This window comes from Aquincola sp. J276 (assembly GCF_024700035.1).
GTDB classification, from domain to species: domain Bacteria; phylum Pseudomonadota; class Gammaproteobacteria; order Burkholderiales; family Burkholderiaceae_C; genus Aquincola; species Aquincola tertiaricarbonis.
In genome coordinates, this window is record NZ_JAJONC010000001.1 from 1,716,782 (window position 1) to 1,737,773 (window position 20,992).

15 protein-coding genes and 1 pseudogene are annotated in these 20,992 nt (G+C 69.8%); 5 read left to right on the forward strand and 11 right to left on the reverse strand.

Going from position 1 to position 20,992, the window contains the following annotated elements; genetic code table 11:
* Nucleotides 1-8: 8 nt before the first annotated feature.
* On the reverse strand, nucleotides 9-4,031 hold the full coding sequence (purL, locus tag LRS14_RS07850; protein WP_257799166.1) for a phosphoribosylformylglycinamidine synthase: 4,023 nt from the start codon (nucleotides 4,029-4,031) through the stop codon (nucleotides 9-11).
* Between the two features lie 79 nt (nucleotides 4,032-4,110).
* On the opposite strand from purL, the gene map reads away from it, so the two are divergent.
* Genes map through gshA form a run of 3 tightly spaced genes read left to right on the forward strand, consistent with a single transcriptional unit; the run spans nucleotide 4,111 to nucleotide 9,133 of the window.
* Entirely contained in the window at nucleotides 4,111-4,932 is an 822-nt protein-coding gene (gene map, locus LRS14_RS07855) for a type I methionyl aminopeptidase (protein ID WP_046112346.1), read from the forward strand.
* Nucleotides 4,933-4,936: 4 nt separating this feature from the next.
* The gene (locus LRS14_RS07860; protein WP_046112347.1) at nucleotides 4,937-7,561 is read left to right on the forward strand and encodes a [protein-PII] uridylyltransferase; all 2,625 of its coding nucleotides are present in this window, start codon (nucleotides 4,937-4,939) and stop codon (nucleotides 7,559-7,561) included.
* 42 nt (nucleotides 7,562-7,603) lie between these two features.
* Entirely contained in the window at nucleotides 7,604-9,133 is a 1,530-nt protein-coding gene (gene gshA, locus LRS14_RS07865) for a glutamate--cysteine ligase (RefSeq protein ID WP_257799167.1), read from the forward strand.
* A 3-nt stretch (nucleotides 9,134-9,136) separates the two neighbouring features.
* Here the strand turns inward: gshA and LRS14_RS07870 are convergent, their stop codons facing one another.
* The 4 genes and pseudogenes from LRS14_RS07870 to phaC all read right to left on the reverse strand — a co-directional run bounded on the left by LRS14_RS07870 (nucleotide 9,137) and on the right by phaC (nucleotide 13,182).
* Entirely contained in the window at nucleotides 9,137-9,277 is a 141-nt protein-coding gene (locus LRS14_RS07870) for a hypothetical protein (RefSeq protein ID WP_157039493.1), read from the reverse strand.
* Nucleotides 9,278-9,385: 108 nt separating this feature from the next.
* Nucleotides 9,386-10,126: an acetoacetyl-CoA reductase gene (phbB, locus tag LRS14_RS07875; RefSeq protein ID WP_046112349.1), complete on the reverse strand. Its 741-nt coding sequence runs from the start codon at nucleotides 10,124-10,126 to the stop codon at nucleotides 9,386-9,388.
* Between the two features lie 81 nt (nucleotides 10,127-10,207).
* Nucleotides 10,208-11,387 (reverse strand): annotated as a pseudogene (locus LRS14_RS07880) (acetyl-CoA C-acetyltransferase).
* 52 nt (nucleotides 11,388-11,439) lie between these two features.
* Nucleotides 11,440-13,182 carry a class I poly(R)-hydroxyalkanoic acid synthase gene (phaC, locus tag LRS14_RS07885; RefSeq protein ID WP_310740811.1) on the reverse strand — a complete coding sequence of 581 codons (1,743 nt, stop codon included), beginning with the start codon at nucleotides 13,180-13,182 and terminating at the stop codon, nucleotides 11,440-11,442.
* 175 nt (nucleotides 13,183-13,357) lie between these two features.
* Here phaC and LRS14_RS07890 point away from each other — a divergent pair, with 175 nt between their 5' ends.
* Nucleotides 13,358-13,705 carry a hypothetical protein gene (locus LRS14_RS07890; protein WP_257799168.1) on the forward strand — a complete coding sequence of 116 codons (348 nt, stop codon included), beginning with the start codon at nucleotides 13,358-13,360 and terminating at the stop codon, nucleotides 13,703-13,705.
* On the opposite strand, the gene pgeF is transcribed toward LRS14_RS07890, so the two are convergent.
* The 3 genes from pgeF to LRS14_RS07905 are packed head-to-tail and all read right to left on the reverse strand — an operon-like array spanning nucleotide 13,637 to nucleotide 15,754.
* Nucleotides 13,637-14,410, reverse strand: a complete 774-nt coding sequence (gene pgeF, locus LRS14_RS07895) for a peptidoglycan editing factor PgeF (protein WP_257799169.1) — start codon at nucleotides 14,408-14,410, stop codon at nucleotides 13,637-13,639. The two genes, LRS14_RS07890 and pgeF, sit on opposite strands and share 69 nt — an antisense overlap.
* On the reverse strand, nucleotides 14,400-15,038 hold the full coding sequence (gene maiA, locus LRS14_RS07900; protein ID WP_046112426.1) for a maleylacetoacetate isomerase: 639 nt from the start codon (nucleotides 15,036-15,038) through the stop codon (nucleotides 14,400-14,402). Before maiA ends, pgeF begins: the two co-directional genes overlap by 11 nt.
* A 23-nt stretch (nucleotides 15,039-15,061) precedes the next feature.
* Nucleotides 15,062-15,754 (reverse strand): fumarylacetoacetate hydrolase family protein, encoded by a 693-nt coding sequence (locus tag LRS14_RS07905; protein ID WP_257799171.1) that lies wholly within the window; start codon nucleotides 15,752-15,754, stop codon nucleotides 15,062-15,064.
* A 77-nt stretch (nucleotides 15,755-15,831) separates the two neighbouring features.
* Between LRS14_RS07905 and LRS14_RS07910 the strand changes: the two genes are divergently transcribed.
* On the forward strand, nucleotides 15,832-16,374 hold the full coding sequence (locus tag LRS14_RS07910; RefSeq protein ID WP_046112428.1) for an NUDIX hydrolase: 543 nt from the start codon (nucleotides 15,832-15,834) through the stop codon (nucleotides 16,372-16,374).
* Here LRS14_RS07910 and LRS14_RS07915 read toward each other — a convergent pair.
* The 3 genes from LRS14_RS07915 to lpdA form a co-directional block, all read right to left on the reverse strand.
* Nucleotides 16,371-18,299: an EAL domain-containing protein gene (locus LRS14_RS07915; RefSeq protein WP_257799172.1), complete on the reverse strand. Its 1,929-nt coding sequence runs from the start codon at nucleotides 18,297-18,299 to the stop codon at nucleotides 16,371-16,373. The two genes, LRS14_RS07910 and LRS14_RS07915, sit on opposite strands and share 4 nt — an antisense overlap.
* An 18-nt stretch (nucleotides 18,300-18,317) precedes the next feature.
* Nucleotides 18,318-19,031 carry a transglutaminase-like cysteine peptidase gene (locus tag LRS14_RS07920; protein ID WP_257799174.1) on the reverse strand — a complete coding sequence of 238 codons (714 nt, stop codon included), beginning with the start codon at nucleotides 19,029-19,031 and terminating at the stop codon, nucleotides 18,318-18,320.
* Nucleotides 19,032-19,181: 150 nt separating this feature from the next.
* A complete protein-coding gene (lpdA, locus tag LRS14_RS07925; RefSeq protein WP_257799175.1) occupies nucleotides 19,182-20,984 on the reverse strand; it encodes a dihydrolipoyl dehydrogenase in 1,803 nt (600 codons plus the stop codon).
* Between the last annotated feature and the right edge of the window lie 8 nt (nucleotides 20,985-20,992).

The following is a 20,992-nucleotide window of genomic DNA, read 5'->3' on the forward strand; positions in this document are numbered from 1 at the left end:
GCCGCCGTCTAGCCGAGCGCCCTGCGCGCGTTGTGGAACATCCGCAGCCACGGGCTGTGCGCCGACACGTCGCCGGGCGTCCAGCTCATCTGCACGTTGCGGAACACCCGCTCCGGATGCGGCATCAGCGCGGTGAAGCGGCCGTCCGGCGTGGTCACCGAGGTCAGGCCGTCGGGGCTGCCATTGGGGTTGGCCGGGTAGGCCTCGGTCGGCTGGCCCTGGGCATCGATGAAGCGCATGGCGCGCTGCACCCGCGCCGCGTCGCCGCGCTGCGAGAAGTCGGCAAATCCCTCGCCGTGCGACACCACGATCGGCAGCTTGCTGCCGGCCATGCCGGTGAAGAACACGCTGGGGCTCTGCAGCACCTCCACCATCGACAGCCGCGCCTCGAACTGCTCGCTCTTGTTGCGGGTGAACTTGGGCCAGGCATCGGCGCCCGGGATGATGGACGACAGCGCCGCCAGCATCTGGCAGCCGTTGCACACGCCCAGCGCCAGCGTGTCGGTGCGGCCGAAGAAGGCCGCGAAGGCCTCGGCCAGCTGCGGATTGAACAGGATGGAGCGTGCCCAGCCTTCGCCGGCACCCAGCGTGTCGCCGTAGCTGAAGCCGCCGCAGGCCACGAAGCCCTGGAACTGGTCGAGCCGCGCGCGGCCGGACTGCAGGTCGCTCATGTGCACGTCGAAGGTGTCGAAGCCGGCCAGCGACATCGCATAGCTCATCTCGACATGGCTGTTGACGCCCTGCTCGCGCAGGATGGCCATCTTCGGCTTCGCGCCGCCGATGCCCACCAGCGGCGCCATCTGCGTCACGGCCTCGACCGGGTCGAAGGTCAGGTGCTGGCTCAGGCCGGCGTCGTCGGGCGCGCCAACAGCCGCATGCTCGGCATCGGCGCAGGCCGGGTTGTCGCGCAGGCGGGCGATGCGCCAGCTCACCTCGTCCCAGGCCTGGTGCAGCTGCTGCAGCGGCGCGCTGAACACCGCCTTGGCATCGCGGTACACCTCCACCACGCCCTTGGTGTTGGGCTTGCCGATCACATGGCTGTGGCGGCTCAGGCCGTGGGCGCGCAGCGTCGCCATCACCGCGTCGCGGTCCTCGGTCTTCACCTGGATGACGGCGCCCAGCTCTTCGTTGAACAGCGCCTGCAGCGTCAGCTCGGTGCGGCGCGCGCTGACCTGGGTGGCCCAGTTCTTGGAGTCGCCGTATTCGGCGCGGCTGTCGGAGATGCCGTCGCCTTCGGTCACCAGCAGGTCGACGTTCAGGCTCAGGCCCAGGTGGCCGGCGAAGGCCATCTCGCAGGCCGCCGCCCACAGGCCGCCGTCGCTGCGGTCGTGGTAGGCCAGCAGCTTGCCGTCGGCCCGCAGCGCATTGATGGCAGCCACCAGCGCCTTGAGCTGGGCCGGGTCGTCCACGTCGGGCACCGCGTCGCCGAACTGCTGCAGCGTCTGCGCCAGGATGCTGCCGCCCATGCGGCGCCGGCCCTGGCCCAGGTCGACCAGGATCAGGGTGGTGTCGCCCGGCTGCAGCTGCGGCGTGAGCGTGCCCCGTACGTCGTCCAGCGTGGCGAATGCGGTGACCACCAGCGACACCGGCGCCACCACCTGCTTGCCCTGCCCGCCTTCGCTCCAGCGGGTGCGCATCGACAGCGAATCCTTGCCCACCGGCACCCCGATGCCCAGGGCCGGGCACAGCGCCAGGCCCACGGCCTTGACGGTGTCGTACAGCGCGGCGTCTTCGCCCGGCTCGCCGCAGGCGGCCATCCAGTTGCAGCTGAGCTTGACGCGCGGCAGGTCCAGCGGCGCGGCCAGCAGGTTGGTGATGGCCTCGGCCACCGCCATGCGGCCGGAGGCGGGTGCGTCCAGCGCGGCCAGCGGCGTGCGCTCGCCCATGGCCATCGCCTCGCCGCGGAAGCCGGCGTAATCGGCCAGCGTCACCGCGCAGTCGGCCACCGGCACCTGCCAGGGGCCGACCATCTGGTCGCGGTGGCTCAGGCCCCCCACCGTGCGGTCGCCGATGGTGATGAGGAACCGCTTGCTGGCCACGGTGGGGTGGCGCAGCACGTCCAGCGCGGCCTGTTCCAGCGTCACGGCGCCCAGGTCGAGCGGCGCCAGCGTGCGCGCCACGCGCTGCACGTCGCGGTGCATCTTGGGCGGCTTGCCCAGCAGCACGTCCATCGGCATGTCGATCACACGCTCGCCGCCGGGGCCGTCTTCCAGCACCAGCTCGCGGTCGCTGGTGGCCACGCCCACCACGGCGAACGGGCAGCGCTCACGCTCGGCCATCGCCTCGAACAGCGGCAAGCCGGCCGGGTCCAGCGCGATGACGTAGCGCTCCTGGCTCTCGTTGCACCACACTTCCTTGGGCGCCAGGCCGGTTTCTTCCAGCGGCACCTTGCGCAGGTCGAAGGTGGCGCCCTGGCCCGCGCCGTCCACCAGCTCGGGAAAGGCATTGCTGATGCCGCCCGCGCCCACGTCGTGGATGGCCATGATGGGGTTGCTGTCGCCCAGGGCCCAGCAATGGTTGATCACTTCCTGCGCGCGGCGCTCGATCTCCGGGTTGCCACGCTGCACCGAGTCGAAGTCCAGCGCAGCCACGTTGGTGCCCGCCGCCATCGAGCTGGCGGCACCGCCGCCCATGCCGATGCGCATGCCCGGGCCGCCCAGCTGGATCAGCAGCGTGCCGGGGCCGAAGGGCAGCTTCTTCGTCTGGTCGGCGCGGATGGCGCCCAGGCCGCCGGCGATCATGATGGGCTTGTGGTAGCCGCGGCGCAGGCCGTCCACCGTCTGCTCGTACACACGGAAGTAGCCGCCCAGCGCGGGCCGGCCAAACTCGTTGTTGAAGGCGGCGCCGCCCAGCGGACCCTCGATCATGATGTCGAGTGCGCTGGCGATGTGCTCGGGCTTGCCGTAGGGCTGGCGTTCCCAGGGCTCGTCGGTCTCGGGCAGGTTCAGGTTGCTGACCGAGAAGCCGGTGAGGCCGGCCTTGGGCTTGGCGCCGCGGCCGGTGGCGCCTTCGTCGCGGATCTCGCCGCCGGCGCCGGTGGACGCACCCGGGAAGGGCGAGATGGCCGTCGGATGGTTGTGCGTCTCCACCTTCATCAGCACATGCGACAGCTCGCGGCGCGCACCGTACTGCGGCGCGTTGGTGTAGCCCTCGGGCGCCCAGCGCTCGATCTCGCCGCCTTCCATCACCGCCGCGTTGTCGTTGTAGGCGATGACGGTGGCCTGCGGGCTGGTCTTCTCGGTATGGCGGATCATGCCGAACATCGACACCGGCTGGCGCTCGCCGTCGATGGTGAAGTCGGCATTGAAGATCTTGTGGCGGCAGTGCTCGGAGTTGGCCTGCGCGAACATCATCAGCTCGACGTCGCTGGGGTTGCGGCCGAGGTTCTGGAAGGCGTTGACCAGGTAGTCAATCTCGTCGTCCGACAGCGCCAGTCCGAACTCGCCGTTGGCCTGCACCAGCGCGCCGCGCCCGGCGCCCAGCACGTCCACGTGCACCAGCGGCTTGGCCGGCTGCTCGTCGAACAGGTGGGCGGCGGCCTCACGCTCGAAGGCCACGTTCTCGGTCATGCGGTCGTGCAGCAGCGCGGCAGCGGACTGCAGTTCGGCCTCGGTCAGCGGCTTGCTGCCGCCGAGCAGGCCGGTCTTCAGCGTCAGCCGGTATTCGGTGACACGCTCCACCCGGTGGATGGCGATGCCGCAGTTGTGCGCGATGTCGGTGGCCTTGCTGGCCCAGGGGCTGACGGTGCCCAGCCGCGGCATCACCACGATGGCCGGGCCCTCGCTGCCGCGGTCTGCCGGGCCGGCGTAGGCGTCGCCATAGGTCAGCAGCGCGGCCAGCTTGTCCTGCGTGGCGGCGTCCAGCGGCGAATCACTCCACACCCAGTGCACATGGCGCGCGGCCACGCCGGTGATGCGCGGGCTGATGGCCGCAAGCCGGGCCAGCAACGCTTGTGCACGGAAGGGCGACAAGGCGTTGCCGCCCTCGAAATGCAAAAGATGCTTGGAAGAAGTGGGCAAGACGGCAGCCATGTGAGTGCGCCAGGGGCGGCGGCAGGGGGACTGGAAGCGAGCCGGCGATTCTAGAAGCTCGATGGGATAATCCCGCGCCATGACGATCACCCTCAAAACCGGCGCCGACATCGAAGGCATGCGCATCGCCGGGCGCCTGGCCTCCGAGGTGCTGGACATGCTCACCGAGCACGTCAAGCCGGGCGTGTCCACCGAACACCTGGACAAGCTGGCGCACGACCACATCGTGAACGTGCAGGGGGCCATCCCCGCGCCGCTGAACTATGCGCCGCCGGGCTACACGCCCTACCCGAAGTCGATCTGCACCTCGATCAACCACCAGGTGTGCCACGGCATCCCGAACGACCGGCCGCTGAAGAACGGGGACATCGTCAACATCGACGTCACCGTCATCAAGGACGGCTGGCACGGCGACACCAGCCGCATGTTCATCGTGGGCGAGGGCTCCATCGCGGCCAAGCGGCTGTGCAGCATCACCTTCGACGCCATGTGGAAGGGCATCGCCAAGGTCAGGCCCGGCGCGCGGCTGGGCGACATCGGCCACGCCATCCAGACCTTCGCCGAGAACCAGGGCTTCTCCATCGTGCGCGAGTTCTGCGGCCACGGCATCGGCAGCAAGTTCCACGAGGAGCCTCAGGTGCTGCACTATGGCCGCCCGGGCACGCTGGAAGAACTAAAGGCCGGCATGATCTTCACCATCGAGCCGATGATCAACGCCGGCAAGCGCGAGATCCGCGAGATGGGCGATGGCTGGACCATCGTCACCAAGGACCGCTCGCTGTCCGCGCAGTGGGAGCACACGGTGCTGGTCACCGAGACCGGCTACGAGATCCTCACGCAGTCCGCCGGCACGCCGCCTCCGCCGGCCTTCATCACGGAAGCCAAGGCCGTCTCGGCCTGACCGCATGTCCGCCCGCTTGAACGCAGCGCCGGCGCCGGGCGGGGTCGGCGCACTGCGGCAACGCTTCCGCGACACCAAGCAGCAGTTGATCGAGCACTTCCGCCAGTCGCGGGCCACCACGCCCGCGGCCATGCGGTTGATCCGCGGCCTCACCCGCCATGCCGATGCCACGCTGGCCGACCTGTGGCTGCATGCCGGCATGCCGCCGGGCGCCACGCTGGTGGCCGTGGGCGGCTATGGCCGCGGCGAGCTGTTCCCCTACTCCGACGTGGACGTGCTGGTGCTGCTGCCGGCCGACAGTGCACTGGGCGCCAACGATGCGCTGCGCTCGTCGGTGGAAGGCTTCATCACCGCCTGCTGGGACATCGGGCTGGAGATCGGCTCGTCGGTGCGCACGGTGGCGGAATGCGTGGCCGAGGCCGCGCGCGACGTGACGGTGCAGACGGCGCTGCTGGAGTCGCGCTACGTGTGCGGCGCCAAGCGGCTGTTCCAGGCCTTCCGCACCGACATCGGCACGGCGATGGAGCCCAAGGCCTTCCTGCGCGCCAAGTCGCTGGAGATGCAGCAGCGGCATGTGAAGTACGAGGACACGCCCTACTCGCTGGAGCCCAACTGCAAGGAAAGCCCGGGCGGCCTGCGCGACCTGCAGATGGTGGTGTGGGTGGCCCGCGCGGCCGGCCTGGGCCGCACCTGGAGCGAGCTGGCGGCCAACGGCCTGATCACGCCCTTCGAGGTGAAGCAGCTGCAGCGCAACGAAGGCCTGCTCAAGCTGATCCGCGCGCGGCTGCACGTGGTGGCGGGCCGGCGCGAGGACCGGCTGGTGTTCGACCTGCAGACGGCCGTGGCCGAGAGCTTCGGCTATCGCTCCTCGGGCGGGCAGCGCGCCTCGGAAGTGCTGATGCGCCGCTACTACTGGGCGGCCAAGGCGGTGAGCCAGCTCAGCCAGATCCTGATGCTGAACATCGAGGAGCGCATCAACGGCTCGGAAGACCTGCCGATGCGACCGATCAACGGCCGCTTCTTCGACCGCGCCGGCATGCTGGAAGTGGCCAGCGACGACCTCTACCTACGCGACCCGCATGCGGTGCTGGAGACCTTCCTGGTCTACCAGCAGACGGTGGGCGTCAAGGGCCTGTCGGCCCGCACGCTGCGGGCGCTGTACAACGCGCGCAACGTGATGAACACGGCCTTCCGGCACGACCCGGTGAACCGCACGCGCTTCATGCAGATCCTGCGCGAGCCGGGCGGCCAGACGCATGCCTTCCGGCTGATGAACCAGACCTCGGTGCTGGGCCGCTACCTGTGGGTGTTCCGCCGCATCGTCGGCCAGATGCAGCACGACCTGTTCCATGTGTACACGGTCGACCAGCACATCCTGATGGTGCTGCGTAACGTGCGGCGCTTCTTCATCCCCGAGCATGCCCACGAGTACCCGTTCTGCTCGCAGCTGGCCTCGCAGTTCGACCGGCCCTGGGTGCTGTACGTGGCCGCGCTGTTCCACGACGTGGCCAAGGGCCGCGGCGGCGACCACTCCGACCTGGGCGCGGTGGAGGTGCGGCGCTTCTGCCGCGACCACGGCATCGAGCGCCATGACGCCCAGCTGATCGAGTTCCTGGTCAAGCACCACCTGACGCTCAGCCGCACCGCGCAGAAGGAAGACCTGTCCGACCCCGACGTGATCCAGCGCTTCGCGGCGCTGGTGCGCGACGAGCGCACCCTCACCGCGCTGTACCTGCTGACGGTGGCCGACATCCGCGGCACCAGCCCCAAGGTGTGGAACGCCTGGAAGGGCAAGCTGCTGGAGGACTGCTACCGCTTCACGCTGCGGGCGCTGGGCGGCGCCAAGCCCAATGTCGATGCCGAGATCGAGGCGCGCAAGGCGGAGGCCCGCGCGCTGCTGGCCCTGGCCTCGCAGCTGCCCGAGACCGAGGCACCGCTGTGGGCCACGCTGGACCTCGGCTACTTCACCCGCCACGACGCCATCGACATCGCCTGGCATGCGCGCATGCTCTGGCGCCACCTGGCCGCCACCGATCCGGTGGTGCGGGCCAGGGCCTCGTCGGTGGGCGAAGGCCTGCAGGTGCTGGTGTATGCCCCCGACCGGGCCGACCTCTTCGCCCGCATCTGCGGCTACTTCGACGGCGCGGGCTTCAACATCCAGGACGCCAAGGTGCACACCACGCGCAGCGGCTATGCGCTGGACACCTTCCAGGTGGTGCATCCGCAGATGGACAACACGCCTTCCAGCTACCGCGACCTGATCTCGCTGGTGGAGGTGCAGCTGATGAAGGCGCTGCAGAGCACCGGCCAGCTGCCCGAGCCCAGCCGCGGCCGGGTGTCGCGCCGGGTCAAGAGCTTTCCCATCGTGCCGCGGGTCTCGCTGCGGCCCGACGAGCGCGCGCAGCGCTGGCTGCTGTCCGTCAGCACCAGCGACCGCTCGGGCCTGCTGTATGCCATCGCCCGGGTGCTGGCGCGCCACCAGATCAACCTGCAGCTGGCCAAGATCAGCACCCTGGGCGAGCGCGTGGAAGACACCTTTCTGGTGGACGGCAGCGCGTTGCAGCGATCCAAGGCACAGTTGCAGATCGAAAGCGAACTGCTCGACGCGGTGGCGCCCCTGCCGACCTGAGCCGGGCCACCGCGCCAGCCCACGAACAACAACGGACCGCCCATGAACCGACTGCAACAACGCCTGCAGGACATCGCGCCTGCCCGCCTGGCGGCCATCAAGCGCGGCATCGAAAAAGAGAGCCTGCGCGCGCAGCCCGATGGCGCCCTGGCGCTCACGCCCCACCCGGCCGGGCTGGGTTCGGCGCTGACCAATCCGCACATCACCACCGACTTCAGCGAGTCGCAACTGGAACTGGTGACCGGCGTGCATCAGGACGCCCAGGCCGCCATCGACGAGCTCACCCGCATCCACCAGTTCACCTACCACGTGATGGCGGAGGCGGGCGACGAGATGATGTGGGTCTCCAGCATGCCCTGCGGCCTGCCCACCGACGAGACGATTCCGCTGGGCCGCTACGGCAGCAGCAACGTCGGCCGTGCCAAGAGCGTGTACCGCATGGGCCTGGGCCACCGCTACGGCCGGCGCATGCAGACCATCTCGGGCATCCACTACAACTGGTCGCTGCCGGGCCTGAGCAACGACGAGTACTTCGCGCTGATCCGCAACTTCCGCCGCCAGTCCTTCGTGCTGCTGGTGCTGTTCGGCGCCTCGCCCGCGGTCTGCGCCAGCTTCGTGGAAGGCCGCCAGCACGAGCTGCAGCCGCTGACCGAACGCACCCTGCACATGCCCCATGGCACCTCGCTGCGCATGGGCCGGCTGGGCTACCAGAGCGACGCGCAGGCGTCGCTGTCGGTGAGCTACAACTCGCTGGAAGGCTACGGCGCCAGCCTGCAGGAGGCGCTGACCAAGCCCTACCCTGCGTACGAGGCGGTGGGCATCCGCAACCCGGGCGGCGACTACAACCAACTGGCCACCACGCTGCTGCAGATCGAGAACGAGTTCTACGGCACCATCCGGCCCAAGCGCGTGATCTTCCCGGGCGAGCGACCGCTGCATGCGCTGCGCGAGCGCGGCGTGGAGTACGTGGAAGTGCGCTGCATGGACCTCGATCCGTTCTTGCCCGCCGGCATCGATGCGGCCACCGCGCGCTTCCTGGACGTGTTCCTGATGCACTGCCTGCTGCAGGACAGCCCGAACGACACGCCCGACGAGATTGCCGCGCTGGCGCGCAACCAGCACCGCACGGCGGCCCGCGGCCGCGAGCCGGGGCTGACGCTGGAGCGCGGCGGCCGCGAGGTGAAACTGGCCGACTGGGGCGACGAGGTGCTGGCCGAGTGCGGCCCCATCGCCCAGGCGCTGGACGCTGCCACCGGCGCCGGCAGCGACTACCGGGAGGCGGTGGCTGCCGCCGTCACCGCCTGGTCGCAGCCCGATTCACTGCCTTCGGCCCGGGTGCTGCAGGCCCTGCGCCAGGAGCACGACGGCTCGTTCATCGGATTCGCCCGCGCCCAGTCGCTGCGGACGCAGCGGGCCATGCTGGCCCTGCCCTATCCGCCGGAGATGGCGGCGCACTTCCGCGCCCTGGCCGAGCAGTCGGTGGAGGAGCAGAAGGCCATCGAGGCGGCCGACACGATGCCGTTCGAGATCTACCGGCAGGCCTACCTCGCGCCGCGGCGGTTGATCGCCTGAAGCTCAGGGCTCCGGGTGCTGCGGGTCGAACTCCGGTTCGGCCGGGTCGTTGGGCATCGGCACCTGGCCGTCGTCGGGCTCCACCGGGGGTGAGCCAGGCTGGTTCGGCGGCACGTCCTGTTCTTCATGCGGGCGGGGCTTCATCGCGGTACTCCTGGTTGACTGTGGCTGTCAGGCGGCATTGAAAAAGCCCGCACTTGGCGGGCTTGCTTGGCAAACCGGGGGCCCCGGCGCCCGCGCCTTGTCAATGGCTCAGCCCATGTGCAGGCCGCCGTTGCAGCTGAAGTCGGCGCCGGTGGCAAAGCCGGACTCCTCGCCCGCCAGCCAGGCCACGATGGAGGCGATTTCCTCCGGCGTGCCCAGGCGCTTGATGGGGATGGTGCTGATGATCTTGTCCAGCACGTCCTGGCGGATGGCCTTGACCATGTCGGTGGCAATGTAGCCCGGGCTCACGGTGTTCACCGTCACGCCCTTGGAAGCCACCTCCTGCGCCAGCGCCATGGTGAAGCCGTGCATGCCGGCCTTGGCCGCCGAGTAGTTGGTCTGGCCGAACTGGCCCTTCTCGCCATTGACCGACGAGATGTTGATGATGCGGCCCCAGCCCTGGTCCAGCATGCCGTCGATCACCTGCTTGGTGACGTTGAACATGCTGTCGAGGTTGGTGGACATCACCGCCTGCCAGTCGGCCAGGCTCATCTTGCGGAACTGGCCGTCGCGGGTGATGCCGGCGTTGTTCACCAGCACGCTGATCTGGCCGTGCTCGGCCTTCACCTTGTCGAAGGCGGCGACGGTGGAATCCCAGTCGGCCACGTTGCCCACCGAGGCGTAGAAGGTGTAGCCCAGCGCTGCCTGCTCATCGAGCCACTTCTTGAAGTCACGGCTCGGGCCGCAGCCGGCGATGACCTTGAAGCCGTCCTTGTGCAGGCGCTGGCACATCGAGGTGCCGATGCCACCCATGCCACCCGTCACGTACGCCACTTTCTGTGCTGCCATTCGATATCTCCTCTTGCATCGTCCGCCGATGCATCACTATGTCCGTTGTCGCCCGGGCGACATCCCGGGCTTACCCGTGTTTCAGCGCTCGACCGTCAGGGCCACGCCCATGCCGCCGCCGATGCACAGACTGGCGATGCCCTTCTTCGCGTTGCGGCGCTGCATCTCGTGCAGCAGCGTCACCAGGATGCGGCAGCCCGACGCACCGATCGGGTGGCCGATGGCGATGGCGCCGCCATTGACGTTGACCTTGCTCAGGTCCCAGCCCATCTCGTTGTTGACGGCGCAGGCCTGTGCAGCGAAGGCTTCATTGATCTCCAGCAGGTCGAGGTCCTGCGCCTTCCAGCCGGCGCGCTGCAGCGCCTTCTGCGAGGCGGGCACCGGGCCCATGCCCATGTAGGCCGGGTCGAGCGCGACGGTGGCGTAGCTGGCCAGGCGGGCCAGCGGCGTCAGGCCGAGCTGCTCGGCCTTCTTGGCCGTCATCAGCACCACGCCGGCGGCGCCGTCGTTGATGCCCGAAGCATTGCCGGCGGTCACCGAGCCGGCCTTGTCGAAAGCGGGACGCAGGCCGGCCAGGGCTTCGGCGGTGGTCTTCTTGTTGATGAACTCGTCGGCATCGAAGAGCACCGGGTCGCCCTTCTTCTGCGGGATGCTCACCGGCACGATCTCGTCCTTGAACTTGCCGGCTTCCTGCGCGGCCACGGCCTTCTGCTGCGAGGCCAGGGCGAAGGCGTCCTGCTTCTCGCGGCTGATTTCGTACTTCTTGGCCACGTTCTCGGCGGTGATGCCCATGTGGTAGCGGTTGTACACGTCGAACAGGCCATCGTTGATCATGGTGTCGACCATCTTCCAGTCGCCCATGCGCTGGCCGTCGCGCGAGCCCATCAGCACGTGCGGCGACGCGCTCATGTTCTCCTGGCCGCCGGCGATGACGATCTCGGAATCACCGTCGCGGATGGCCTGCGCGCCCAGCATCACGGCCTTCAGGCCGGAGCCGCACACGGCGTTGATGGTGAGGGCCGGCACGCTCTGCGGCAGGCCGCCCTTGATCACGCTCTGGCGCGCCGGGTTCTGGCCCGAGCCGGCGGTCAGCACCTGGCCAAGGATCACTTCGTTGATCTGGTCGCCGGCCAGGCGCGCACGCTCCAGCAGGGCGGCGATCACCGTGGCGCCGAGTTCGGGCGCGGCGATCTTCGAGAGGGGAACCACCGAACTTGCCCACGGCAGTTCGGGCGGCGGCGACGATGACGATGTCGGTCATGGGATGTCTCCTGTATGGACCGGTGTGGATGGAATGCTGGAACCGGGCGCCGTCAGGCCTTTTGCTTGACGTAGCGGCCGGGGGCAGGTTCGATGACCTTGTGGGTGCGGCTGCCGTAGGACTTCGGTGCTGCAACTTGTTTGCCAGCGTGCTGCGCGAGCCAGGCGGACCAGTCGGTCCACCAGCTGCCCGGGTGCTCCTGGGCGTCGGCGAACCAGTCGTCCGCGCTGGCGGGCACCGGATCCGTACTGCCGATCCAGTGGCTGCGCTTCTTCTTGGCCGGCGGGTTGATGACGCCGGCGATGTGGCCCGATGCGCCAAGGACGAATCGCTTCGGGCCGGAAAGGATCTTGAGGGACTGGAAGGCGGAGGTCCACGGCACGATGTGGTCCTCGCGAGAGCCGTAGACGTACACCGGCGCCTCGATGCGGCCGAGGTCGATCTGCTCGCCACACACGGTGAGCTTGCCGGGCACCTTCAGCTCGTCCTGCAGGTAGGTGTGGCGCAGGTACCAGCAGTACATCGGGCCGGGCAGGTTGGTGGAGTCGCTGTTCCAGTACAGCAGGTCGAATGGCGGCGGGGCTTCTCCCTTGAGGTAGTTGCCCACCACGTAGTTCCATACCAGGTCGTTCGGCCGCAGGAAGCTGAAGGTGGTGGCCAGCTCCTGGCCCTTCAGCAGCTTGGGGCCGGCGGGTGCGGCCTCGCCCAGCGTCAGCTCGCGCAGCTGCACCGCGGCCTCGTCGACGAAGAGGTCGAGCACGCCGGTGTCGCTGAAGTCCAGCAGCGTGGTCAGCAGCGTGAGGCTGGCGGCGGGCTGCTCGCCCCGCGCGGCCAGCACGGCCAGCGCGGTGCTGAGGATGGTGCCGCCGACGCAGAAGCCCAGCATGTCGAAGGTGTCGGCGCCGGTGATGTCCTGCACCGCGGCGATGGCGGTTAGCGCGCCATGCTCGATGTAGTCGTCCCAGGTCTTGGCGGCCAGCGACGCATCCGGATTGCGCCAGCTCATCACGAAGGTGCGGTGGCCCTGCTCCACCGAGTAGCGGATCAGCGAGTTCTCGGGCTGCAGGTCCAGGATGTAGAACTTGTTGATGCACGGCGGCACGAACAGCATCGGCCGCTCATACACCTTGGCCGTCAGCGGCTTGTACTCGAGCAGCTGGAAAAACTCGTTCTCGTAGACGACGGCGCCCTCGCTCGTGGCCACGTTGCGGCCCACCTCGAAAGCACTTTCATCCGTCTGCGACACATGCCCCTGGCGCACGTCGTTCCACAGCTGCCGCAGGCCGGTGGCGATGCTCTCGCCCTGCGAGTCGATGGCCTTGCGCAGCGCCTCCGGATTCAGCGGCAGGCAGTTGCTGGGCGCGGCCGCGTCGATCCACTGCTGCACGGCGAAGCGCAGGCGGGCCTTGGTCTTCGCGTCGCCTTCCACCGCCTCGGCCATCTGCATCAGCGTGCGGGCATTCAGCAGGTAGGTCTGGGCGATGTAGGCGGCCGCGGGGCTCTTGGCCCATTCGGTGGCGGCGAAGCGGCGGTCGCGCAGCGCGGCCAGCGTGCCGGCCGGGTTGGCCGCGGCATCCCCAGCGGCGGCCGCCGCGGTGGCCAGGCCGCTGTTCATGCGGGTGAGCGTGTCGTTCCACAGCTCGGTGGCCTGCTTCAGGTAGTCGGACTGCACCTGGTTGATGCGGTCGGCCGGCAGCTTGAGGCCGGACATCGACTTCCAGATCTCGCCCAGGGCGTGCCCGAACGCCTGCGCGCCCTCCACGGGTTGGGGCAGGGTCGGGGTAGGCTTTGCCATCGTCTTGTCTCCGTCATGGTGGCCCGACGACTCCACCCGTCGGGAAGCGACTGCAATCGCTGGATTGTGGGGGTTGGGGCCGGTGGTTCGTGACCGAACGCACCCTTCCAGAACCCTCAGAATTCTGCATGATGAGCTTACTTTTCACTTACTGAAATACGCAGGTTTACTTAATATGTACCTCGTCGCGATTGCCTGGATGTACGTCGTCTTGATGATGGCGGTCGCCGAGGCCACCAGCAGTCAGGGCACGGTGCTCGGCGCGCTGGTCACCTTCGTGCTCTACGGCGCGCTGCCGCTGTCCATCGTCATGTACCTGATGGGCACGCCGATGCGGCGCCAGGCCCGGCTGGCGCGGGAGGCGCAGGCCGCCGCGCAGGAGGCGGCGTTGCAGGAGACGGCGTTGCAGGAGGAGCTGCCGCCCGCAGCGGCAGGAACCGACGGCGGGGCGCCGTCAGCGCAGCCAGACGGCCGCGGCCAGGCGGCCGGTGATGCCGTCCCGCCGGTACGAAAAGAACCTTGACGGTGCTTCGACAGTGCACCAGGCACCGCCGGTCGTGGCGGAGACGCCACATGCCGCCAGTCGCTCCCGCGCCAGGGCGGGCAGGTCGGCCAGCCAGCGCAACTCGCCGTCGGGCCGGCGGCGCGGGATGAAGCGGCGGTCGCCGGCGGGGTCGCCGCCGAAGGCCTGCAGCACTTCCGCGCCCACCTCGAACTGCCGCGGCCCGATGCACGGGCCCAGCCAGGCCTGAAGCGCGTCCGGCCCGCACCCGGCAGCGTCGCACAAGGCGGCCACGGTGGCATCGAGCACTCCGCCGGCCAGGCCGCGCCAGCCGGCATGCGCGGCCGCCACGCCGCGGCCCTGCGGTGCGGCGAACAGCACCGGCAGGCAATCGGCCACCTGCACCGTGCAGGCCACGCCAGGTTCCGTTGTGAAGGCGGCATCGGCTTCCAGCGGCTCGCTGCGCCGGGCGTCCGCGGGGGTCAGCCGCAGCACGGTGCGGCCATGCACCTGGCGCAGGAACACCGGCGCCGCGCCGATGGCCTCGGCGAAGCGGCGGCGGTTCTCGGCCACCGCCGCCGGGTCGTCGCCCACCGCCATGCCCAGGTTCAGGCCCTGCCACGGCCCGGGGCTGACGCCGCCCTCGCGGCTGCTCATCCAGGCGCCGACGCCGGGCGGCACCGGCCAGTCCGGCGTCAGGCCGGTGGCCAGCAGGTCACTCCGCATCGGGGCAGTTTCCCGGCTGCGCCTGGTCGAAGGCGGGCAGTTGCATGCAGGCCTCGTGCACCCGCATCACCGTGGGCACGTGGTCCAGCCGGCAGCCGAAGCGCTGCGCATTGAAGATCTGCGGCACCAGGGTGCAGTCGGCCATCGTGGGGGTGTCGCCGTGGCAGAAGCGGCCGGTGGCCGGGTGGCCGGCCAGCTGCTGCTCCACCGCCTGCAGGCCGGTTTCCACCCAGTGGCGGATCCAGCGGAGCTTGTCGTCCTCCGACACCTTCAGCTCGTGCACCAGGTAGCGCAGCACCTTCAGGTTGTTGATGGGGTGGATCTCGCAGGCCACGTCCAACGCCAGCGAGCGCACCCGCGCGCGGCCCAGTGCATCGCGCGGCAGCAGCGGTGGCTCCGGATGCGTCTCGTCCAGGTACTCGATGATGGCCAGCGACTGGGTGAGCGTGGCGTCGCCCGCGCACAGCGCCGGCACCAGGCGCGAGGGCGCCAGGGCTGCATAGGCGGGGCCTTGCTGCTCGTTACGCACCAGGTGCACCGCCCGGTAGTCGTAGGGCAGGCCCTTGAGCCCCAGCGCGATGCGCACCCGGTACGAGGCCGAAGAGCGGAAGTAGCCGTAGAGCGCCAGGTCGACCGGACGCGCCGCGTCGCTCATCGGATCTGCACCCGCAGGCTGCCCAGGCCCTCGACGCTGCCCTCGATCAGGTCGCCGCGCACCACGGCGCCCACGCCGGCGGGCGTGCCGGTGAAGACGAGGTCGCCGGGCTGCAGGGTCCAGGCCTTGGACAGCGTCTCGATGGTCTCGGCCACGCTCCAGATCAGCTCGGTGAGGTCGCCCTTCTGCCGCGGCTGGCCGTTCACCTGCAGGGTGATGGCGCCCTTCAGCAGTTCGCCGGTGCGGGCGATGGGATGGATGGGGCCGATGGGCGCCGACTGCTCGAAGCCCTTGCCGATGCTCCAGGGTCGGCCCTGCTTCTTCATCTCGTTCTGCAGGTCGCGCCGGGTCATGTCCAGGCCCACCGCATAGCCGTAGATGTGCTTGACCGCATCGGCCGCGGCGATGTCGCGCCCGCCGGTGCCGATGGCCACCACCAACTCGATCTCATGGTGCAGGTTGCCGGTGAGCGTGGGGTACTCGACCTGGCCGGTCTCGCCGTCGGCCACCGGCACCACGGCGTCGGCGGGCTTCATGAAGAAGAACGGCGGCTCGCGGCCGCTGAAGCCCATCTCCTGGGCATGCTCGGCATAGTTGCGGCCGACGCAGTAGATGCGGTGCACCGGAAACAGGCCGCCACCGGCCACGGGCACGGCCGCGATGGCCGGTGCAGGTACGACAAAGTCCATGATGTCCTTGCTGTGATGCTGCGAAGGGAAGCGCCGGATGATGCCACTGCCCACGGCTAAACTCCGCCGCCATGCTGCTGACCGAGCGCGACAAGATCAAGCACTGCCGCGCCTGCGGCAGCGCGGTGAACTACCTCATTCCGCCCGACGACAACCGCGAACGCGCGGTGTGCCCGTCCTGCGGCACGGTTCACTACGAGAACCCGCTGAACGTGGTGGGCACCGTGCCCTACTGGGCCGACCAGGTGCTGCTGTGCAAGCGCAACATCGAGCCGCGCTACGGCTTCTGGACGCTGCCGGCCGGCTTCATGGAGCTGGGCGAGACCACCGCCCAGGGCGCCGCCCGGGAGACGGACGAAGAGGCCGGCGCCCACATCGAGATGGGCCCGCTGTTCAGCGTGATGAACGTGATGCGGGTGGGCCAGGTGCACATGTACTACCTGGCGCGACTGACCGACACGGTGTTCAACCCGGGCCCGGAAAGCATCGAGGCCCGGCTGTTCCGCGAGGATGAGATCCCCTGGGACGAGATCGCCTTCCGCACCGTGCGGGAGACGCTCAAGCGCTACTTCGAGGACCGCCGCGCCGGTGCCTTCGGCCTGCACACGGCCGACATCTAGACCGGGGCCTGCTGGCTCGCCCAAGGGCCGGTGACGCCGTCCACGCCGCATTGCCACAGCGTGCGCACGTCGGCGTCGTCGGCCACGCCTTCGGCCTGCACCTGCATCGACATCGCATGCAGCAGCGCGACGGTGCTGCGCAGGAACTCCTGCGCCGCCTCGCTGTGGGCCACGCCGGCGCACACCGAGGCATCCAGCTTCACATAGTCCAGCCCCAGCTCGTACAGCCGGTCGATGCGGTGCAGCCGCTCGCCGGCATGCTCCAGCCCCAGCCGCACGCCCAGTGGCCGCACGGTGCGGCCGAAGGCCTGCACCGCATCGAACTGGTCGGCGGCCGCCGCCTCCGGCACTTCCAGCCACAGCTGGCCGGCCGAGCGCGGCCGGTCTTCCAGCAGCTGGCGCAGGTGGGCGACGAAGCCGCTGTCGGCCACCGAGGCCGGTGCGATGTTGACCGCCCGCGCCGCGCCGTCTTCCTGGATGCCGGCCAGCGCCAGCGACACCGCCTCCGCATCGAACAGCGCGGTGAGCCGGTTGCGCATCGCCAGCGGCAGCCAGCGCGCGGCCGGCTCGTAGGCACCACCGGGCTGCAGCTGCACCCGCAGCGGGCACTCCAGGTGCAGGCGCCGGCCCATGCGGTCCACCACCGGGAAAGCCACCAGGCGCAGGCGGCCGGCCTTGTCCTCGATGGCGGACAGCAGCTGCACGCGCCAGGCCCGTTCGCCCTCGCCCAGGCCGCCGGCGCCGGCGCTGCCGTCCAGCACCTCGGCGTGGTAGGGCTTGCCGGCCTCGGCCCGGGCAAGCGCCAGGTCGGCCTGCGACATCAGGGCGCCCGGGCTGGCTTCGCGCGGCCATTCCACCGCGCCGATGAAAGCCCGCACCGCGCCGCTGTAGGTGGGCAGGCTGCTGCGCAGTGCCGCGGCGATGGATTCCGCCGTCTCGGCCGCCAGGCCGGGCGTGGGCAGCGCCAGCGCGAAGTCCGACCCGTTCAGCCGGCCGGCCAGGCAGCCGTCCACCCGCTCGGGATAGGTGCTCAGCACCTGGGCAATGGTCTCCAGCACCCGGTCGGTGGTGTCGCGGCCCACCGCCCGGTTCAGGCCGGTGACGTCGGCCAGCCGCACCAGCACCAGGCCACCGCCGTCGGCGCCGTCCTCGCGCTGCTGCAGCGCGCCGAGCTGGCCGAGAAAATGCGAGCGGTGCGGCAGGCCGGTCAGCGGGTCGCAATGGGCCTGGCGGCGCAGCGCCTCCGCCCGCGCGGCCTGCGCCTCGAACAGCGCCTTCATCCGCACCACCATGCCGTTCATGGCCGAGGCCACGCGGCGCAGGTCGGGCATGCTGGGTTCGTCCACGATGACGTAGCGACCGTCCTCCAGCGCCTGCGCCTGCCGCACCGTGGCTTCCAGCGGCGCGCGGATGCGCCGCACCACCATCAGCGACAGCAGCGCCGCCACCAGGCCCACGCCCAGCATCACCAGGCTGGCCCGCACGCCGCCGCGCCACAGCTCGTCGTAGGCATAGCTGTCGTGCGACACCACGGTGACCGTGCCCAGCGAACGCCAGCCGTCCGACACCTGCGCCACGCCCGGCGAGGAGCTGATGGGCAGCAGTGCCGTGAACCAGCCCGGCGCCCGCAGCGGCCCGGCCGGCGTCTCGCTGACGATGCCGGTGCCGCCATCGGCACGCGCCAGCGCGATGCGCCGGTAGAAGCCCGTGTCGGCCTGCGCGGCCACCACCAGCTTCATCAGTTCGTCGTCGCCGCCCTGCTGCGACAGCACCAGCGCCAGCGCCTGGGCGGTGTCGTTGTTCTTCATGGCCAGCTGCGTCTGCAGCACGGCCCGGGTGGACAGCAGGTTGACGCTCACGGCGCCGCCGATCGCGAGCAGCAGCACCGCGGCCAGCAACAACCAGAGTTGGCGTATCAACGACATGGAAAACGGATCCTTCTCTCAAAAACCTTCGGCGCGGGCCTTGCCCAGCACCTCGCGCCAGCGCGACAGGCGCGCCACCGGATCACCGGCACGTTCCGCCCCGACACCCTGCCACAAGCCCTCGCCGTTGAAGCTGAAAACAGGCACCAGATCCGGGCGCCGTGTGGCCGGGCGCACATCGGGCACCAGGTTGTCGAGGATCAGCGGATCGGCCTGTGGCGAGGCATGGTAGGCAAGCACCATGTGCGCTTGCGGCGGCCCGCCTCCCCCGAGTTGGGCCCGGACATACACCAATCGCAATCGGGACACGGGCGTGCCTGCGGCCACCAGGCTGAAGTACTTGGCGATGGCGAAGTCCTCGCAATCGCCCTCGCCACGCGCCAGCGTTTCCAGCGGGCTGGCCCAGTAGTCGATCTGGTTCCACACCACGGTGTCCTCCCGGAAGCGGATACGGCGGTTGAAGAAGTCGTTGACGAAGCGCAGGCGGTCCTCCTCCTGCATCTCCGCGGCCTGCACCAGCGCCGGCCGCAGCGCGGGCAACGCGGCCACGGCCGCCGGGCCCAGCAACTGGGCGGCGATGGCCATGCGGTCGTCGTCCCACGGCGCGGCGTGCAGCGTGCCGGCCACGAGCGCCGCGCCGGCCAGCAGCGCGGCCAGCAGCCAGCGGGCCCCGCGTCGCAGCAGCGGCGCCGGACACGCTGCGGGCACGCAGGAGCGGAAGGCGGAAGGCACGGGTGGCGGCAGACAACGCGGGCGCCAGCCCGACGCGGGCGGCTCGTGCCTTCTGTTTCGTCATCCACCCCGCCGACTTGAGCCGCGGCCACTTCGCGCGGCGGCATGAAAAAGGCCGCCCAAGGGCGGCCCGCGCGGCGGTGAGGCCGGTCAGCGCTTCTGCGGCGGCAGGTCGGTGCAGCTGCCGTGGGCCACTTCGGCGGCCATGCCGATGCTCTCGCCCAGCGTGGGGTGCGGGTGGATGGTCTTGCCGATGTCCACCTCGTCGGCGCCCATCTCGATGGCCAGGGCCACCTCGCCGATCATGTCGCCGGCATGCGTGCCGACGATGCCGCCGCCCAGGATGCGGTGCGTCTCGGCATCGAACAGCAGCTTGGTGAAGCCCTCGTCGCGGCCGTTGGCGATGGCGCGGCCCGAGGCCGTCCACGGGAACAGGCCCTTCTTGACCTTGATGCCCTTGGCCTTGGCCTCGTCCTCGGTCAGGCCCACCCAGGCCACCTCGGGGTCGGTGTACGCCACGCTGGGGATCACGCGGGCGTCGAACTGCGCCTTGGTGTCGCCGGAGGCGACTTCCGCCGCCACATGACCCTCATGCACCGCCTTGTGCGCCAGCATCGGCTGGCCGACGATGTCGCCGATGGCGAAGATGTGCGGCACGTTGGTGCGCATCTGCACGTCCACCGGGATGTAGCCACGCTCGCCCACGATCACGCCGGCCTTCTCGGCGCCGATCTTCTTGCCGTTGGGCGTGCGGCCCACGGCCTGCAGCACCAGGTCATAGAGCTGCGGTTCCTTGGGCGCGCCCTCGCCTTCGAAGCTCACGCGGATGCCCTCGGCCGTGGCCTCGGCGCCCACGGTCTTGGTCTTGAGCATGATGTTGTCGAAGCGCTTGGCATTCATCTTTTGCCACACCTTGACCAGGTCGCGGTCGGCGCCCTGCATCAGGCCGTCGAGCATCTCGACCACGTCCAGCCGCGCGCCGACAGTGGCGGAGTACACCGTGCCCATTTCCAGGCCGATGATGCCGCCGCCCACCAGCAGCATGCGCTTGGGCGTCTGGCGCAGCTCCAGCGCACCGGTGGAGTCGACGATGCGCGGGTCCTTCGGGAAGAAGGGCAGGTGCACCGCCTGCGAGCCGGCGGCGATGATGCACTGCTTGAACCTGATGGTCTGCGTCTTGCCCGTGCCTTCACGGCCGGTGCCGGTCGTTTCCTCGACCTGCAGATGGTGCGGGTCGACGAACTGACCGTTGCCGCGCACCACCGTCACCTTGCGCATCTTGGCCATGGCGGTGAGGCCGCCGGTGAGCTTGCCCACCACCTTGTTCTTGTGCGCCAGCAGCTTGGCCGGGTCCACCTGCGGCTCGGCATAGGTGACGCCGAGGTCGGCAAAGTGCTTGACCTCGTCCATCACCGAAGCCACGTGCAGCAGCGCCTTGCTGGGGATGCAGCCCACGTTCAGGCACACGCCGCCCAGGGTGGGATAGCGCTCGACGATCACCGTCTTCATGCCCAGGTCGGCGGCGCGGAAGGCGGCCGAATAACCGCCGGGGCCGGCGCCGAGCACGAGCATGTCGCACTCGATGTCGGCACCGCCGGCATAGCTGCCGGCGGCGGGGGCCGGGGCTGCGGCGGCAGCAGGTGCCGCGGCCGGCGCAGGGGCCGGGGCCGGGGTCGGGGCCGGTGCGGGCGCGGCAGCGGCCGGCGCCGCAGCGCCTTCGGCTTCCAGCATCAGCAGCAGGCTGCCTTCGCTGACCTTGTCGCCGATGGCGGCCTTCAGCTCCTTGACCACGCCGGCGGCCGACGACGGAATCTCCATCGAGGCCTTGTCGCTCTCCACCGTCACCAGGCTCTGCTCGGCCTTCACCGTGTCGCCGGGCTTGACCAGCAACTCGATCACCGCCACTTCGCTGAAGTCGCCGATGTCCGGAACCTTCACTTCGATCAATGCCATGTCGTGAT